Annotated in this window: 16 protein-coding genes; 9 read left to right on the top strand and 7 right to left on the bottom strand. The window is 60.0% G+C overall.

From position 1 onward, the window contains the following. Positions 1-327 precede the first annotated feature (327 nt). The 3 genes from pntA to ACLH1I_RS10850 all read left to right on the top strand — a co-directional run bounded on the left by pntA (position 328) and on the right by ACLH1I_RS10850 (position 3,593). Positions 328-1,857, top strand: coding sequence for a Re/Si-specific NAD(P)(+) transhydrogenase subunit alpha (pntA, locus tag ACLH1I_RS10860; RefSeq protein ID WP_017898698.1), 1,530 nt, complete (start codon positions 328-330; stop codon positions 1,855-1,857). A 10-nt stretch (positions 1,858-1,867) separates the two neighbouring features. Continuing rightward, positions 1,868-3,256 (top strand): Re/Si-specific NAD(P)(+) transhydrogenase subunit beta, encoded by a 1,389-nt coding sequence (pntB, locus tag ACLH1I_RS10855; RefSeq protein WP_004887040.1) that lies wholly within the window; start codon positions 1,868-1,870, stop codon positions 3,254-3,256. Between the two features lie 148 nt (positions 3,257-3,404). Beyond that, positions 3,405-3,593, top strand: coding sequence for a YdiH family protein (locus ACLH1I_RS10850; protein ID WP_004887037.1), 189 nt, complete (start codon positions 3,405-3,407; stop codon positions 3,591-3,593). 119 nt (positions 3,594-3,712) lie between these two features. Here the strand turns inward: ACLH1I_RS10850 and uspE are convergent, their stop codons facing one another. The 3 genes from uspE to ogt all read right to left on the bottom strand — a co-directional run bounded on the left by uspE (position 3,713) and on the right by ogt (position 6,264). Then, positions 3,713-4,663, bottom strand: a complete 951-nt coding sequence (uspE, locus tag ACLH1I_RS10845; protein ID WP_004887033.1) for a universal stress protein UspE — start codon at positions 4,661-4,663, stop codon at positions 3,713-3,715. A 138-nt stretch (positions 4,664-4,801) separates the two neighbouring features. After that, positions 4,802-5,554 carry a fumarate/nitrate reduction transcriptional regulator Fnr gene (gene fnr, locus ACLH1I_RS10840; RefSeq protein ID WP_004887031.1) on the bottom strand — a complete coding sequence of 251 codons (753 nt, stop codon included), beginning with the start codon at positions 5,552-5,554 and terminating at the stop codon, positions 4,802-4,804. Between the two features lie 194 nt (positions 5,555-5,748). Then, the gene (ogt, locus tag ACLH1I_RS10835; RefSeq protein WP_004887029.1) at positions 5,749-6,264 is read right to left on the bottom strand and encodes a methylated-DNA--[protein]-cysteine S-methyltransferase; all 516 of its coding nucleotides are present in this window, start codon (positions 6,262-6,264) and stop codon (positions 5,749-5,751) included. Between the two features lie 267 nt (positions 6,265-6,531). Between ogt and ACLH1I_RS10830 the strand changes: the two genes are divergently transcribed. Continuing rightward, positions 6,532-6,690: a hypothetical protein gene (locus ACLH1I_RS10830; protein ID WP_004887027.1), complete on the top strand. Its 159-nt coding sequence runs from the start codon at positions 6,532-6,534 to the stop codon at positions 6,688-6,690. A 32-nt stretch (positions 6,691-6,722) separates the two neighbouring features. Here the strand turns inward: ACLH1I_RS10830 and abgT are convergent, their stop codons facing one another. The 3 genes from abgT to ACLH1I_RS10815 form a co-directional block, all read right to left on the bottom strand. Further along, positions 6,723-8,249 (bottom strand): p-aminobenzoyl-glutamate transporter, encoded by a 1,527-nt coding sequence (gene abgT / locus ACLH1I_RS10825; RefSeq protein WP_023318148.1) that lies wholly within the window; start codon positions 8,247-8,249, stop codon positions 6,723-6,725. Positions 8,250-8,371: 122 nt separating this feature from the next. After that, a complete protein-coding gene (locus ACLH1I_RS10820) occupies positions 8,372-9,817 on the bottom strand; it encodes a M20 family metallopeptidase (RefSeq protein ID WP_151628563.1) in 1,446 nt (481 codons plus the stop codon). Beyond that, positions 9,817-11,127 carry a M20 family metallo-hydrolase gene (locus tag ACLH1I_RS10815; protein ID WP_064794820.1) on the bottom strand — a complete coding sequence of 437 codons (1,311 nt, stop codon included), beginning with the start codon at positions 11,125-11,127 and terminating at the stop codon, positions 9,817-9,819. Before ACLH1I_RS10815 ends, ACLH1I_RS10820 begins: the two co-directional genes overlap by 1 nt. 166 nt (positions 11,128-11,293) lie before the next feature. On the opposite strand from ACLH1I_RS10815, the gene ACLH1I_RS10810 reads away from it, so the two are divergent. After that, positions 11,294-12,202 carry a LysR family transcriptional regulator gene (locus ACLH1I_RS10810; RefSeq protein WP_048324066.1) on the top strand — a complete coding sequence of 303 codons (909 nt, stop codon included), beginning with the start codon at positions 11,294-11,296 and terminating at the stop codon, positions 12,200-12,202. A 101-nt stretch (positions 12,203-12,303) separates the two neighbouring features. Further along, on the top strand, positions 12,304-12,867 hold the full coding sequence (gene smrA, locus ACLH1I_RS10805) for a DNA endonuclease SmrA (protein WP_004887017.1): 564 nt from the start codon (positions 12,304-12,306) through the stop codon (positions 12,865-12,867). Here smrA and ACLH1I_RS10800 read toward each other — a convergent pair. After that, the gene (locus ACLH1I_RS10800) at positions 12,864-13,670 is read right to left on the bottom strand and encodes an IclR family transcriptional regulator C-terminal domain-containing protein (RefSeq protein WP_004887014.1); all 807 of its coding nucleotides are present in this window, start codon (positions 13,668-13,670) and stop codon (positions 12,864-12,866) included. The genes smrA and ACLH1I_RS10800 overlap by 4 nt on opposite strands. Positions 13,671-13,839: 169 nt before the next feature. Between ACLH1I_RS10800 and ACLH1I_RS10795 the strand changes: the two genes are divergently transcribed. Genes ACLH1I_RS10795 through pcaF form a run of 3 tightly spaced genes read left to right on the top strand, consistent with a single transcriptional unit; the run spans position 13,840 to position 16,406 of the window. Beyond that, the gene (locus tag ACLH1I_RS10795; RefSeq protein ID WP_023289514.1) at positions 13,840-14,526 is read left to right on the top strand and encodes a 3-oxoacid CoA-transferase subunit A; all 687 of its coding nucleotides are present in this window, start codon (positions 13,840-13,842) and stop codon (positions 14,524-14,526) included. Between the two features lie 10 nt (positions 14,527-14,536). Beyond that, a complete protein-coding gene (locus tag ACLH1I_RS10790; protein WP_064794821.1) occupies positions 14,537-15,193 on the top strand; it encodes a 3-oxoacid CoA-transferase subunit B in 657 nt (218 codons plus the stop codon). A 10-nt stretch (positions 15,194-15,203) separates the two neighbouring features. Then, positions 15,204-16,406: a 3-oxoadipyl-CoA thiolase gene (gene pcaF / locus ACLH1I_RS10785; protein ID WP_064177881.1), complete on the top strand. Its 1,203-nt coding sequence runs from the start codon at positions 15,204-15,206 to the stop codon at positions 16,404-16,406. The last annotated feature ends 4 nt before the right edge of the window (positions 16,407-16,410 follow it).

Here is a 16,410-nt window from a genome sequence, read left to right as displayed (position 1 = left end):
CCACTTTTATTAGTTAATGTAATGTTAATACAATGATCTCAATGGCGATAAATGGCGTTTTATACCACTGGATAAGCGGATTATCAGGCCTGAAAGGCAAATTCAGGTAAATATTGCTGCCCGGAACCATCTGTGCTGACAATAAGCAATAAAATCAAAATTTCTGTTTTATCGCTGTAGATCACAATCGCTATTTTCAGTAGGTTATAAAAAGTTTGTTACTGTTTCATTTTGCAGACAGCGAAAGACGGCGAGGACGATTTTGCCGTCCTGTCGTTGTTGGTCAGAAAAGTAAACCATCATCAAAAACCGATGGAAGGGAAAACTATGCGTATTGGTGTACCACAAGAAAGGCTAGCCCAGGAGACCCGGGTCGCCGCCACGCCGAAGACCGTTGAGCAGTTGCTCAAACTCGGCTTTAGCGTCGCGGTAGAAAGCGGCGCCGGGAAGCTGGCCAGCTTTGACGATGAGGCCTTCGCCCAGGCGGGAGCTGAGATCGTGACCGGCGATGAGGTGTGGCAGTCTGATGTCATCCTCAAGGTCAATGCTCCGAATGACGATGAAATTGCCCTGTTGAATCCAGGAACCACGCTGATTAGTTTTATCTGGCCGGCGCAAAACCCGCAGCTGATGGAAAAACTGGCGGCCCGCAATATCAACGTGATGGCGATGGATTCGGTGCCGCGTATCTCCCGCGCCCAGTCGCTGGATGCGCTCAGCTCAATGGCCAATATCGCCGGGTACCGCGCTATCGTTGAAGCGGCCCATGAATTCGGCCGTTTTTTTACCGGGCAGATTACCGCGGCAGGCAAAGTTCCGCCCGCCAAGGTGATGGTTATCGGCGCCGGGGTGGCCGGTCTGGCGGCGATTGGCGCCGCCAACAGCCTGGGGGCGATTGTTCGCGCCTTCGATACCCGTCCGGAAGTGAAGGAGCAGGTGCAGAGTATGGGCGCCGAATTCCTCGAACTGGATTTTAAAGAGGAAGCGGGCAGCGGCGACGGCTATGCCAAGGTGATGTCCGAGGCCTTTATTCAGGCCGAAATGGCGCTGTTCGCCGCCCAGGCGAAAGAGGTCGATATTATCGTCACCACGGCGTTAATTCCGGGCAAGCCGGCGCCGAAGCTGATCACCCGGGAAATGGTTGACGCCATGAAGTCGGGCAGCGTGGTGGTCGATCTCGCCTCGCAAAACGGCGGCAACTGCGAGTACACCGTGCCGGGCGAAGTGGTGACCACCGCCAACGGCGTGAAAATTATCGGTTATACCGACCTGCCAGGCCGTCTGCCGACCCAGTCCTCCCAGCTCTACGGCACCAACCTGGTGAACCTGCTGAAGCTGCTGTGCAAAGAGAAAGACGGCAATATCGTCATCGATTTCGATGACGTGGTGGTGCGCGGTGTGACCGTGGTGCGTGAAGGCGAAATCACCTGGCCGGCGCCGCCGATTCAGGTCTCCGCTCAGCCGCAGGCCGCGGCGAAAAAAGTGGAAGCGCCGAAAGAAGAGGTGAAACCGGCGTCGCCGTGGCGCAAATATGCGCTGATAGCGCTGGCGATTATTCTCTTCGGCTGGCTGGCCAACGTGGCGCCTAAAGAGTTCCTCGGCCATTTCACCGTCTTCGCGCTGGCCTGCGTGGTGGGTTACTACGTGGTATGGAATGTCTCCCATGCGCTGCATACGCCGCTGATGTCGGTGACGAACGCCATTTCGGGCATTATCGTGGTTGGCGCGTTGCTGCAGATAGGCCACGGCGGCTGGGTCAGCTTCCTGAGCTTTATCGCGGTACTGATCGCCAGCATTAATATTTTCGGTGGTTTTACCGTGACTCAGCGCATGCTGAAAATGTTTCGCAAAGGATAAGGGGTAGCACATGTCTGGTGGATTAGTTACAGCTGCATACATTGTTGCTGCAATCCTGTTTATTTTCAGCCTGGCGGGTCTGTCGAAACACGAAACCTCGCAGCAGGGCAACTATTTCGGCATCGCCGGGATGGCCATCGCCCTGATCGCCACTATTCTGGGTCCGGACGCCGGCAACGTCGGCTGGATTATCCTCGCGATGGTGATCGGTGGGGCAATCGGTATTCGTCTGGCGAAGAAGGTCGAAATGACCGAGATGCCGGAGCTGGTGGCCATCCTGCACAGCTTCGTGGGCCTGGCGGCGGTGCTGGTAGGGTTTAACAGCTACCTGCAGCATGAAACCGGCATGGAGCAGATTCTGGTCAATATCCATTTGACCGAAGTGTTCCTCGGCATCTTCATCGGCGCGGTGACCTTCACCGGTTCGGTAGTGGCGTTTGGTAAACTGCGCGGCAAGATCTCCTCCAAACCGCTGATGCTGCCTAATCGCCATAAGCTTAACCTGGCGGCGCTGGTGGTTTCCTTCATCCTGATGGTGATTTTTGTGCGCTCCGATAGCACCGGCACCCAGGTCCTGTGCCTGCTGGTGATGACCGCGATCGCGCTGGCCTTCGGCTGGCACCTGGTGGCCTCCATCGGCGGCGCGGACATGCCGGTGGTGGTCTCGATGCTCAACTCCTACTCGGGCTGGGCGGCGGCGGCGGCGGGCTTTATGCTGAGCAATGACCTGCTGATCGTCACCGGCGCGCTGGTGGGCTCTTCCGGCGCCATCCTCTCTTACATTATGTGTAAGGCGATGAACCGCTCCTTTATCAGCGTGATCGCCGGCGGCTTCGGCACCGATGGTTCCTCCAGCGGCGGCGATGAAGAAGTGGGCGAGCACCGTGAAATTAGCGCCGAAGAGACGGCGGAGATGCTGAAAAATTCGCACTCGGTCATCATCACCCCGGGCTATGGTATGGCGGTGGCCCAGGCGCAGTATCCGGTGGCAGAAATTACCGAGAAGCTGCGGGCGCGCGGCATTAAGGTGCGCTTTGGCATTCACCCGGTCGCCGGCCGTCTACCGGGACATATGAACGTCCTGCTGGCGGAGGCTAAAGTGCCTTACGACATCGTGCTGGAGATGGATGAGATCAACGATGATTTCAGCGATACCGACACCGTGCTGGTCATCGGCGCTAACGATACCGTCAACCCGGCGGCGCAGGACGATCCGAAGAGCCCGATCGCCGGCATGCCGGTGCTTGAGGTGTGGAAAGCGCAGAACGTGGTGGTCTTTAAGCGTTCGATGAACACCGGTTACGCCGGCGTACAGAACCCGCTGTTCTTTAAAGAGAACACCCATATGCTGTTCGGTGATGCCAAAGCCAGCGTCGATGCGATCCTGAAAGCGCTGTAATGTAACATTATTGTTTTACAACGTTTGTTTATAAGCCGTCTCCTGTGAGACGGCTTTTTTATATGCACAAGGATGCCAGGGATTGTTCATAAAATAAGCGGTAAAAGGTGATATAATGTTCCGGTTCTTACATCAGACAGAGGATATTATGGATACCGAGTTAACCCCAACGCAGATGGCCATCGAATTCTTACGCCGCGACACCACCGTCATGACTCCAGCGCAGTATCTGAAAAAACTTAAACTGCTGGAACTGGAGTTTGCTGACCTGATGGCGCTCTCCTCGCTGGAGCTGAAAGAAGAGATCGATCTGGCCTGGCGTCTGGGTATCCACTGAGTCGTTCAGGGTCGCCATGCCATGACGGGGCCGCAAGCGGCCCTTTTTTGTGCCTGAGGGAAAGCGGGCAAAAAAATCCCCCGCGAGGCGGGGGATGATGAACGTTCCGGGAGGGAAGATTAATCGTCGTCGTCGTCGTCCAGTTCCACCGGCGTCTGATAGGCCTCTGGTTTAAGCACCAGCAGATCGCAGCGCAGGTGGTCGACAACCTGCTCCGCGGTATTGCCAAGGAACGCCGCGGAGAGGCCGGTTCGTCCGACCGTACCCAGCACCACGATCCCCGCCTGCAGATGCTCGGCGAGATCCGGGATCACCTCCTCAGGCAACCCTTTTTCCACGTGGGTGAATTTCTCGTCAATGCCAAACTTCTGCCGCAGGGCTTTCATCGCCAGCAGATGCTGGCCGCGGATGGCGTCGTTGTAGACGCTGGGATCGAAATCCGGCAGCTCAATCGCGATATTGATCGGGGTGACCGGATAGGCGCCGATAAGGTGCACTTCAGTGTGGTTGACTTCTTCCGCCAGCGACAGGGTCTCGCGCACCAGCTTCTCGTTGAGGGTGTTGTGATAATTTTCTTCACTGGCCAGATTGACGGCGACCAGCGCTTTACCGCCTTCTGGCCATGGCTGGTCTTTCACCATCCAGACCGGGCAAGGGCACTTACGCAGCAGATGCCAGTCGGTCGGGGTGAAGATCACCGCTTCCAGCTTGTCGTGTTGGTGGGCCATCTTCAGCAGCAGGTCGTGTTTCTCACTGATCACTTCCTGAATAATGGCTTCGAAGGGGCGGTTGTGCCACACCACCTTCACGTCAATCGGCACACCGGATTCAAGATAGAATTTCGCCTGCTCGCGGATCCAGGCCGTTCGTTGGGCAATGACGCCCTGACGCATCGCCGTCCGTTCATCCGGCGACAGCAGGGTGGTCATTTCATAAGAAAAATCATAGATCGGCAAAAAGGCTTTGATGCGTCCACCAATCCGTTGGTGCAGGTACACCGCTCGCCTTAGCGCCGGCTGGTCGTCCTGGTTAGGATCGATTACTACCAGCATGCTCTGATACTTCGCCATACAGGGTCTCCTTACAACTGCAGCTACCGTCAGTTATTAAAAAGATAACCTATATGGATGAATTGAAACAGGGGAGGAGCCTGGTCAGATCAACAAATCTGAAAAAATTGCCGATCCTGACCAGGTGTTGCGCGGAGATTAAGCGACGTTACGCGCCTGACCGGCCAGCTGGGCCAGCAGGTCGCCGTTTTCAATGGTGATGTATTTGCCTTTCACCGCCAGCATGCCGCTCTTCTGGAAACGCCCCAGCAGACGGCTGATGGTTTCGACGGTGAGGCCGAGATAGTTGCCAATGTCGCCGCGGGTCATGGTCAGACGGAACTCACGGGGAGAGAAACCGCGCTGCGCGAAACGGCGGGACAGGTTATAGATAAACGCGGCCAGGCGCTCTTCGGCGTTCTTTTTGGAAAGCAGCAGGATCATATCCTGGTCGCCTTTGATCTCACCGCTCATCAGGCGCATCATCTGCTGACGCAGATTCGGCATTTTTCCGGAAAGATCGTCGAGGGTTTCAAAGGGGATCTCGCATACCATCGACGTTTCCAGCGCCTGGGCGAAGCTCGGGTGCAGGCCGGTGCCGATGGCGTCAAAGCCCACCAGATCGCCCGCCAGGTGGAAGCCGGTAATCTGCTCATCGCCTTGCTCGGTGATGGTGTAGCTTTTGATGGTCCCGGAGCGAATGGCATACAACGATTTCAGCTCATCACCGGCTTTGAACAAGGTTTGACCTTTCTGGATGGGCTTTTTCCGCTCGATAATATTATCCAGCTGATCAAGCTCGTGCTCGTTCAGAGTAAAGGGGATGCAGAGCTGGCTGATACTGCAATCCTGACAATGGATAGCACAACCGCCAGACTGAATGCGTCGAATAATTCGCTTCTCAGGGATCATATGTCTGCTCAGGCCTTAATTGATATTGGTCAATTTTAACATCTTTTTGATGAGCAGGTAAGTCTTCAGGCTCTGAAACACGTAATATCAGCAGGGGAAATCAAAACAGGCTGATATCTGCTTGATTAAAAATAGATTATTCAGCCACATTTGATTGTAAAATTACCTGAAAATTCCAGAAAAGGCATTTTCAGTCAAAGCAACAGATAGCCCTCGTGGCGCAGAAGCCACTCTTTACGCTGCACGCCGCCGGCATAGCCGGTCATCGTACCGTTACGTCCGATGACCCGATGGCAAGGCACCACAATACTCACCGGGTTGGCGCCATTGGCGGCCCCCACCGCGCGCGCCGCGCCGGGACGACCAAGCGCTTCGGCCAGCTGACCGTAGTGCATTACCTGGCCGCAGGGGATATCGCGCAACGCCTGCCAGACCTGGCGCTGGAAAGGGGTGCCGGCGGTGGCGGTAGGCAGGGTCTCGATAACGGCCAGGTCGCCGGCAAAATAGTCGTTCAGCTTACTGCTGAGACCGCCCGGATTGCGGCAGTCGACGCGCTGATAGCCTTCCCGGCGATAGTGTACGTCGAGCAGGGTTTCCATCCGATCGCGGTGCTCGTCCCACTCGACGGCGCGTAAATTAAACTGTTCGTCGCAGAGTACCCACAGCGCCCCCAGCGGGGTATCCATTTTATCCTGCAGCAAGGTCAACATCGTTTCAGTCATCCACCATCGTACACGAGGGCCACACGATACCACGCACCGGCGGCGGTCAACTATACTCCCAAAAGATAAACCCGTATCCCCGGCCGGCTTCCTGCGGCCTGTACGTTGATTTATTTTTGGATCGATCCTGGCGGGTTATCGGGCATGGTTTTTGCTACTTTTAAGCTGACGACGCCGGTCCTCCGCGCCGCTTTGCGCGCCCGGGAAGGTGCCACCGCGTCGTCGCGGCGCGGTTAATAACTCAGAGGTGGGGCTATGCAATATATACTGACTGGTGTAATCGTATTGATCTTCAGCGGCCTGGTTATCCACGGCCTCACGCTGTTGCTCGAACGCGGGTATCGCGCGCTTTTCGGCTTCTTCGCCGGAGCCGCAGATGTCCCCCGTAAGGTCAAAATGAAGGTGCCGCGTTAAGAGTAAGCAGCCGTCCCTGGCGCTTCAACGGCTTAAGGGAGCCGCGGATAAATGCCAGGGCCGATGGGCAGTCCTGCCAGATACCAGCCCACCAGCAACAGCAGCCAGACGGCGAGAAAAATCAGCGGGTAAGGGAGCACCAGCGAGTAGTAAGTCCCGAGGCGGGCGTCGGGTCGGTAGCGCTGTAAAAAACCGAGAAACAGCGGTACAAACGGTGAAACCGGCGCCAGCGGCAGCACCGATGAATCGGCGATGCGAAACAGGATCTGCGCAAACGCCGGGTGGAAGCCCAGCAGCATAAACATCGGCACGAAGATCGGCGCCAGAATCGACCAGATGGCCGAGCCGCTGGCGATAAACATGCACAGAAAAGCCGACAGCAGCGCCAGACCGACAAACGCCGGGACGCCGTTCATGCCGGCGCTCTCCAGCAGGTCCGTCAGGCCAACGGCCATAAACTTGCCCATATTGCTCCAGTTGAACATCGCCACGAACTGCGCCAGCGGGAAGACCATCACGATAAATCCAGCCATCTCTTTCATCGGCTCAATCATCAACTGCGGCAGATCGGCCTGACGGCGAATTTTGCCAGTGGCGATGCCGTAAGCCAGCGACACGACAAAGAAGAAAAAGATGATCAGCGGCACGATGCCTTTGATAAACGGCGAGGGCATCACCGTGTGCTGAACCGGATCGCGAAGAATGCCGTTTTCAGGAACCACCATCAGGGCGATGACCGCCACAAACGCCAGCGTCGCCACGCCGGCGATGCGCAGGCCGAAACGCTCCTCAGTGGTCAGGGTTTGCAGCTTTTCGTCGCGGCTGCCTTGCCACTGTCCCAGCCTCGGCTCCACCAGCTTGTCAGTGATTAAACCGCCGACGAGGGTCAGGAGGATCACCGAGGTCGCCATAAAGTACCAGTTGTCGATCACGCTGACGTGCAGAGAGGCATCGATGGATTTGGCCGCCTCGGTGCTGATCCCGGAGAGCAGCACGTCGGTGGTGACGATCAGTAAATTGGCGGTAAAGCCGCAGCCCACGCCGGCTATCGCCGCCAGCAGGCCGGCGACCGGATGCCGACCGACAGCGAGAAACATCAGCGCCCCCAGCGGCGGCATGATCACCAGCGCGGCGTCGGAAGAGATATGGCTGAAAAAGGCGATGAATAGCACCATATAGCTGGCATAACGGGCGCTAACGTGGGAGGCCATCTTGACCATCAGCGCGGGCAACAGGCCCACCCGCTCGGCAAAGCCGGCGCCCAACACCAGGGCGAGGATCGCCCCCAGCGGCGCGAAACCGCTGAAGTTTTTAATCACGTTCGGTAAAAACCAGTGCAGCCCTTCCACGCTGAGCAGGTTTTTGACCACCACCCGCGACCCGTCCGCCGGGTTTTGCACCCCGACGTTGAAGGCGGAGAGTATCGCCGTGGCGGCGATCAGCGCCACGATAAGATAGATAAACAGCAAAAACGGGTGCGGGACCTTATTACCGATCTTCTCTACCCAGCCATAGCGCTTTCCGGCGGGTGAAGGCGACGGTATGGATGACATACTCATGGGCGTTCCTCTGTTGTCGTTGTTGTGTTGGGCAGGCCTGCTCCCGTACTGCCGGCGGTTATTATGGTCGGTGCGTGCCGCTATGCCGGTCAGCGTCTGTCAGGAGCGGTCTGGTCTTATGGTTATCGTAAAACCGACGGTCTCACCTCCGCCGGAATCGGGCAGCGGTAAGGATGTTCGGCCAGCGCCTGCCTGAGCTCTCGCTGGCTGGCCTCCAGCAGCGCGCGGTCGCTGAATAAACGGATCGCCGTCGCCGCGAGGACTTTCCCCGCCAGCAGCATCCCTTTATGGGCGATGGCGGTGCGTCCCTGGCTCACCAGCTGCCAGCTGTGCAGCGGGGTACCCACCGCGAAGCAGGGGCTGAAGCATTGGGCCACCGGCGCTTTCCAGCTGACGTCGCCGACGTCGGTGGAGCCGGCGAGAATCGTATCCGTGGCCGCCCACGGCGCCACCTCATCAATCAGCAGCGTATCGCGGTGGCGACAAGCGAAGGTTTTCCCCGCCTCGCCGCCGGTGCCGGCGATATTGTTCAGGCTGTTGTTGATATCGTTGGCGCTGAGCGTGGCGCGGATCGCCGCGGCAAAGGCGCGATCGTCGTCGCTCCATGCCGGCGTGCCGTAATGCGCTACCGCCTGATACATCGCCGCTTCGAGCGTGCGGTTGGGCAGATAGCTGGAACAGGCTTTTTCAAAGCGGCAGCTGACGTGGGTCTCGGTCATCAGCGCGGCCCCCTGGGCAATCTTCTCAATGCGGGCGAAGATCTGTTCTACATCTGCCATCTCCGGGGCGCGGATCAGATACAGCACTTCCGCCTGGGCCTGGACGACGTTGGGCGAGACGCCGCCGGTATCGGTAATGGCGTAATGAACCCGCGCCTTTTCGATAATATGTTCATTCAGGAAGTTACTGCCGGTGGTCATCAGGGTGACCGCGTCCAGGGCGCTTCGCCCCAGGTGCGGCGAATTGGCGGCGTGGGCGGCGGTGCCGGTAAAGCGCCACGCCGCCTGAATGTTGGCGAGGGTGCGGGTGCTGAACATCCCGGCCCAGGCCTCCGGATGCCAGGTGAGGGCCGCATCGACGTCATCAAACAGCCCTTCGCGCACCATGAACGTTTTGCCCGAGCCGCCTTCTTCCCCCGGGCAACCGTAGAAGCGCAGGGTGCCCGCGCCGCCGTGCTGCTGCAGCCATTTTTTGGCGGCAACCGCCGCGGCGAAAGCCGCTGTCCCGAGCAGGTTGTGCCCGCAGCCGTGACCGTTGCCCCCCGGCGTTGACGATGTCGGCTCCGCGCAATGGGCCTGCTGGCTGAGACCCGCCAGGGCGTCAAACTCGCCCAGCAGGGCAATAACCGGTTGGCCCTCGCCGAGGCTGGCGATAAAAGCATTGGGGATCCCGCCAGCATCACGGGTCAGCTGGAAACCTTCCGCTTCCAGGGCGTCCGCCAGCCGCCGGGCGGACCAGAACTCCTCAAAGCGCGTCTCCGGGTGGTCCCAGATATCATCGGCGATGGCGCAATAGGTCTCGCGGCTTGCCTCAATTACCTCTTCAACAAACTGAAAAATCGGGTCCATCACACCCCCCGCTGCCAGGGAAAGTTAAGCGCGACGCGCGCCAGGGTGTCGACCGCGACCGTCATTACGCTCTCGTCGAAGTCAAACTTCTCGTTGTGATGACCGGCGCTCAGTTCGGTGCCGAATATCATGTATGACGCAAGGCCGCCGCGCGCCTGGACCCGGGCCATCATCAGGGTGGCGTCTTCCGATCCCGCCGGGGCGGCGATGCGATCCACCGCCTGCTGCACGCCGGGCACCCGCGCGGCCTGTTCGCGCAGGTACGCCACCCACGCCGGCGACGGGGCGCTGGCGGTGGCGGCCCCCATCATGCGTAACTCGTACCCGGCTTGATACATCGCCGCGGCCCCGGCGATGACGTGCTGCGCCCGGTCAAAAACATACTGGTTGATGGCTTCGCTTTCGCCGCGGGTTTCCACTTTTAACAGAGCCGAGGAGGGCACCACGTTGCGTCCGGTGCCGGCCTGCATCACCCCGACGTTGACCCGCGAAGCGCCGGCGCTGTGCGGTGGGATGGCGTGCAGGGCAAGGGCGGCCTGGGCGGCGGCGAGCAGCGCGTTGCGCCCATCTTCAGGCTTGCCGCCGGCATGAGCGGCCACGCCGCTGAACTGCACATCGAATTTGGTGGTGGCCATAAAGTTGTCGCCACCGCACACCACGGTGCCGACCGGGACGCCGGTGCCGATATGGATGGCGGTAAAATAGTCCACCTCGTCCACCACGCCGGCGGCCACCATCGCGCGGGCGCCGCGGGTACCCTCTTCAGCAGGCTGGAAAATCAGTTTAATGACGCCATTGAGCTGGGCGACATACTGCTTGAGCACATGCGCCAGCCCCAGCCCGATGGCGGTATGCCCATCGTGGCCGCAGGCGTGCATCATGCCGGCGTTGCAGGAGGCGAAATGGTCGCGATGGGGGCGATGGCTGTCATCGTGCTGCTCATTGAGGTCGAGGGCGTCCATGTCGACGCGAAAGGCCAGGGTTGGGCCGGGACGTCCGGTGTCGAGCGTCGCCACCACGCCGGCGAACCCGCCTTCAAACGCCGGCAACCAGCGTTCCGGCGCCCCTTGCTCGCGGGCGCGCTCGAAAGCCTTGGCCAGGGTCTCCTCATCCGGCAGCCCCATCCGGCTGTCGGCATCGATGACGTCGCGCCCCAGCGCCAGCTGGTAGCCGAGCCCGTCGAGGATCTTCGCCACCTTACTGGCGGTGCGAAACTCCAGCCAGCCGGATTCAGCGTGCAGGTGAAAATCGCGGCGCCATTGGGTCATGGCTGGCGCCAGCTGGCGCAGGTATTCATCAAGTTGCGGCATAGCTTATCCTGTCATAAGTAAAAAATGTGATGGCGTTCACGATGTGATAGCTTTTATTTATCACTGACGCGCTACAGGCCTTAACGCTCTTAACCTGCCACAGCCTGATGGATTACAGTAGATGTCATTTTCTTGCGTCTGATAAACAACGGTTATCACCAAAAGCATGGCCTTTCAGATCAAATTTCATCAAATTCGCGCCTTCGTCGAGGTGGCCCGGGAAGGGAGTATTCGCGGCGCCAGCCGCTCGCTGGCGATCTCGCAGCCGGCCCTGACCAAAGCGATTAAAGAGCTCGAGGAGGGGCTTTCCGCTCAGTTGTTCGTCCGCCGCCGCCAGGGGGTGGCGCTGACTGACAATGGCGAAAGTTTTTATCAACATGCGAGCCTGATACTTGAGGAGCTGCGGGCGGCGCAGGATGAACTGCTGCAGCGTCAGGGAGAGCAGGCCGGGCAGATCAATATTGGCCTTGGCGCCAGCGTCGCCCGGTCGCTGATGCCGTCGGTGATCTGCCGCTTTCATCAGCAGCATCCTCAGGTGAAGGTGCGGATCATGGAGGGCCAGCTGCTGGCGATGATCAATGAGCTGCGCCAGGGGGAGCTGGATTTCACCATCAATACCTACTATCCCGGGCCGTACGACCATGAGTTCAGCTTTGAAAAACTGTTTGAGAAACCGTTCGCGGTGTTCGCTCGGGCGGGGCATCCGGCGGCGCAGGCCACCTCGCTGGTGGAGCTGATGGATCACCACTGGACCATGCCGACGCCGCGCGGCAGCTACTTTAAACAGCTGCAGGACAGGTTTAATCAGGCCGGGCTGGCGCCAAAGGTGAATATTGTGTGCGAGACCTTCTCGTCGTGCATCAGCCTGGTGGTGAAAAGCGATTTTCTCAGTATCCTGCCGGTGGAGCTCGGCAACGATCCGCTGATGGCGGACAAGCTGATGATGATCCCCGTCCGCGAAGCGTTGCCGACGGCGGCCTATTTTCTGATCCAGCGGCGCGACACCCGACAGACGCCGCTAACGGCGTCATTGATCACCCTGTTTCGCCGCCAGAGTCGACAATGTTTTCCTTAACCGCCCGTCGCGCTCACTTTGCCAGCAGACGGGGATAAACGCATTGAGGGGGGAGCACGAGGCGGCTATAGTAGCTGGCGACAGCCGCTGGAGGAGAGCCCATGAACCTTGATGACAAATCCCTGTTTCTTGACGCCATGGAAGATGTCCAGCCCCTGAAACGTAACAATGACGTGCACTGGCATCCCGGGCGCAACAGTCGCGCCCCGCAGCGCGTCGACACCCTGCAACTGGATAATTTTCTCACTACCGGCTATCTCGATATCGTACCGCTCGCCACGCCGCTGGAGTTTAAGCGCGAAGGGCTGCAGAGCGGCGTGCTGGATAAGCTGCGGCGGGGGAAATACGGCCAGCAGGCGAGCCTCTCCCTGCTGCGCCAGCCGGTGGAGCAGTGCCGGCAGATGCTCTTCGCCTTTATGGTGCAGGCGCAGAAAGAGGGGTTACGCAATGTGCTGATCGTTCACGGCAAAGGCCGCGACGATCAGTCCCACGCCAATATCATCCGCAGCTATCTGGCGCGCTGGCTGGAAGAGTTGCCAGAGGTGCAGGCCTTCTGCGCCGCGCTTCCGCACCACGGCGGCAGCGGCGCCTGCTATGTCGCGCTGCGTAAATCGGCCGAAGCGAAGCAGGAGACCTGGGAGCAGCACGCCAAGCGCAGCCGTTAGCGCATCAGCAGCGTCAGCTCGCGGGCGGCTTTTTGCAGCTCCGGCAGCACGCGGTCGATCATTTCGCGGGCCGACATCTGGCCCGCATGCACCCCGACGTTCAGCGCCGCCTGCACCTGACCCTGGGCGTTAAACAGCGGTACCGCGAGGGAGCGCAGGCCCATCTCCAGCTCCTGATCGTTGAGGGCATACCCCTGTTGATGCACCCGTTTCAGCTCGGCGCGCAGTTTCGCCACCGAGTCCACCGTCTGCGGGGTATAGCGGATCATGGTTACCCTCGCCAGCATATCGTTGAGCTTCTCCTCTGGCTGATGGCTGAGCAGCACCCGGCCCATCGAGGTCGCCCACGCCGGAAGGCGGCTGCCGATATCGAGGTCGATGGTCATGATCCGCGAGCTGGAGGCGCGGGCGATATACAGAATATCGTCGCCATCGAGGGTGGCGATGGAGCAGGACTCGTTGAGCATTTCGCTCAGATGCCGCAGCACCGGCTGCGCCGAACGCGCCAGCGGCGTCGAGGCCAGCCAGGCGTGACCGAGGGCCAGGATCCGCGGCCGTAGCTGAAAGTTTTTACCGTCTTCGGCATAGACGAACCCCAGCTTGCTCAGGGTATACAGGCAGCGGCGCACCGCGGCGCGCGGAATACCGGTCTTCTGACTGATCTGTGAGATAGACAGCAGGGGCCGCTGCGGCGTGAATGCCTGAATGACCTCCAGGCCGCGCGCCAGCGAGGCCATAAAGTTAGGATCGCCCTTAAACGGATCGCCGTCGCCGGTCAGTAAATCGTCTGGATGCTTATCCATTTCTGTTCCCCATATTTGCCATCGATCACATTCTTTCGCTAAAGATAACCGATGTTCGATTATCGCACCATATTTCGATTATCGCCCTTGACCGACATCGTTAAGCGGGTCACATTTTGTGCGAACAACGAATAAAAGTGCGATTACCGCACATCAATGGAGCGACCTGATGATTGATAAAAGCGTATCGACGCTGAGCGAGGCCATCGCCGGGATCCACGACGGGGCGACTATTATGATCGGCGGCTTTGGTCCTGCCGGCCAGCCGACCTTTCTGATTGACGCCCTGATAGACCAGGGCGCCCGCGACCTGACCATCATTAACAACAACGCCGGTAACGGCGAAGTGGGGCTCGCGGCGCTGCTGAAGGCTGGCCGAGTGCGCAAAATGATCTGCTCCTTCCCGCGCCAGGTCGATTCACAGATTTTTGATGACCTCTATCGCCGCGGCAAAGTGGAGCTTGAGCTGGTGCCGCAGGGCAACCTCGCGGCGCGGATCCAGGCCGCCGGCGCAGGGCTGGGCGCGGTCTTTACCCCCACCGGCTACGGCACGCCGCTGGCGGAAGGGAAGGAGACACGGGAAATCGACGGCCGCCACTATGTGCTGGAGTATCCGATCAAAGCCGATTTCGCGCTGATTAAAGCCCACCAGGGCGACCGCTGGGGCAACCTGGTGTATCGCAAGGCAGCGCGCAACTTTGGCCCGATTATGGCGACGGCGGCGAAAACCACCATCGTTGAAGTCTCGCAGCTGGTGTCGCTGGGCGACCTCGACCCGGAACACATCATCACCCCCGGCATTTTCGTCCAGCGCGTGTTCTCGCTGGAAAACCTGACTGCCGCACAACGCGCCTGAGGAGCCCGAGATGCAAAAACTGACCCGTGACGAAATGGCCCAGCGCGTGGCCCGCGATATCCCCGAAGGCGCTTACGTTAACCTCGGCATTGGCCTGCCGACCCGGATTGCCAACTACCTGCCTGCCGACAAAGAGGTGTTCCTGCACAGCGAGAACGGCCTGCTGGGCATGGGGCCGAAGCCGCAGCCCGGAGAAGAAGATCCCGAGCTGATCAATGCCGGTAAAGAGTACGTCACCCTCCTGCAGGGCGGCTGCTATTTCCACCATGGCGACTCCTTCGCCATGATGCGCGGCGGCCATCTCGATATCTGCGTGCTGGGGGCCTATCAGGTCTCCGCCAGCGGCGATCTCGCCAACTGGAGCACCGGCGCGCCGGACGCCATCCCGGCGGTCGGCGGGGCGATGGATCTGGCCATCGGCGCTCGCCAGGTGTTTGTGATGATGGACCATCTGACCCGCGACGGCGAGTGCAAGCTGGTGGAACAGTGCAGCTACCCGCTGACCGGGGTCGGCTGCGTGAGCCGGCTCTATACCGACCTGGCGGTGATCGACATTACCGACCGCGGCCCGGTGGTGCGGGAAATCTTTAACGGTCTCTCTTTTGAAGAGCTGCAGCGCATCACTCCGGTGACGCTGACCTTTGAACAACTGGCGGAAAGCGCGTAAGGAACCTATGATGAATCAGGCATTTATCTGTGATGCGGTGCGTACACCCTTTGGCCGTTTTGGTGGTACCCTGGCGACGATGCGCGCTGACGACCTGGCGGCGCTGCCGCTGAAAGCGCTGCTGGAGCGTAACCCGGGACTGGATCCTTCGCGCATTGACGATGTGATCTTTGGCTGCGCCAACCAGGCCGGGGAAGACAACCGCAACGTGGCGCGGATGGCGCTGCTGCTGGCCGGGTTGCCGGAGAGCGTGCCCGGGAGCACCATCAACCGCCTGTGTGGCTCCAGCCTCGACGCGATCGGCGTCGCGGCGCGGGCGATTAAAAGCGGTGAAACGCAGCTGATGATCGCCGGCGGGGTGGAGAGCATGTCCCGGGCGCCGTTTGTGATGGGTAAAGCGGAGAGCGCCTTTAGCCGCAACATGCAGATGGAAGATACCACCATCGGCTGGCGCTTTATTAACCCGCAGATGAAAGCCTTGTACGGTGTCCATTCCATGCCGGAGACGGCGGAAAACGTCGCCGATGAGTTTGCCATTTCCCGCGCCGATCAGGACGCGTTCGCCTTGCGCAGTCAACTGCGCGCCGCCGCGGCCCAGGAGGCGGGACGTTTCGCCGATGAGCTGATCGCCGTCCAGGTGCCGCAGCGCAAAGGCGAGCCGCTGCGGTTTAGCCGCGATGAACACCCGCGCAGCACCTCGCTGGAGGCGCTGGCTAAACTGCGCGGCGTGGTGCGCGCCGACGGCAGCGTCACCGCCGGGAATGCCTCCGGCGTTAACGATGGTGCCTGCGCGCTGCTGCTGGCCAGCGAAACCGCGCTGGCGGCCAACGATCTTCAACCGCTGGCCCGGGTGGTCGGCGTGGCGACGGCGGGGGTGGCGCCGCGCATTATGGGCTTTGGCCCGGCGCCGGCGGTGCGGAAGGTGCTGGCGCAGACCGGCCTGACGTTAGCCCAGATGGATGTCATCGAGCTGAATGAAGCCTTCGCCGCCCAGGCGCTGGCGGTGACCCGCGATTTGGGCTTACCGGACGATGCCGCCCATGTGAACCCCAACGGCGGGGCGATCGCCCTGGGGCATCCCCTCGGCGCCTCCGGCGGCCGCCTGGCGATGACCGCGGCTTACCAGCTGAAACGGACCGGCGGCCGCTACGCGCTGTGCACCATGTGCATCGGCGTCGGGCAGGGGATCGCCCTGATTATTGAACGTGTTTAAGGAG

It is taken from the genome of Klebsiella sp. 1SOBk10mer (genome assembly GCF_046602535.1).
GTDB lineage: Bacteria > Pseudomonadota > Gammaproteobacteria > Enterobacterales > Enterobacteriaceae > Klebsiella > Klebsiella quasipneumoniae.
The sequence above is the reverse complement of the archived record's forward strand: the minus strand, read 5'-3'. Positions and strand labels throughout refer to the sequence as shown.